Below are 474 nucleotides of genomic sequence, written 5' to 3' on the forward strand. Positions count from 1 at the left end.
CGAGTCCAGGAGCAAGCTGCAGAGCAGGGCCTTAGCTTCATTCCAAAGCCGATTACTGAGGATAAAATAATCGATTATCTTAAGAAATGTTTGGGCGGTGCCTAGTTCGGACTAGCAATTTGCTAAAAAGGACTTATTATCCGGTAGCTTAGCGGCTGGCCTTAGAGGCGACTTATAGCTTAAACTTACCGGGCCTGGTTTTTATAGCCTTAGAGCTTGTCTGCCCTGTCGGGTTTCGATTTATTATTCTTGGACGGATAGAATGTTTGCAGAAATTTTTAATTTGGTGATCGATACCGTGTCATCACTGTACGTGATGATTGTTTTGATGCGATTTATCTTGCAACTCTCCCGAGCAGATTTCTATAACCCCATTTCCCAGTTTGTTGTTAAAGCGACGAACCCTTTGCTTATCACTTTAAGACGATTAATACCAGGTATAGCGGGCATCGATCTGGCTTCATTGGTGCTAGC

At 43.5% G+C, this 474-nt stretch carries 1 protein-coding gene; it reads left to right on the plus strand.

The features are described 5' to 3' along the window. Positions 1 to 262: 262 nt before the first annotated feature. The coding region (locus tag A3735_RS29075) for a YggT family protein (protein ID WP_197473004.1) at positions 263 to 474 on the plus strand (212 nt) is incomplete at its 3' end.

The sequence above is a fragment of the Oleiphilus sp. HI0061 genome, assembly GCF_001635675.1.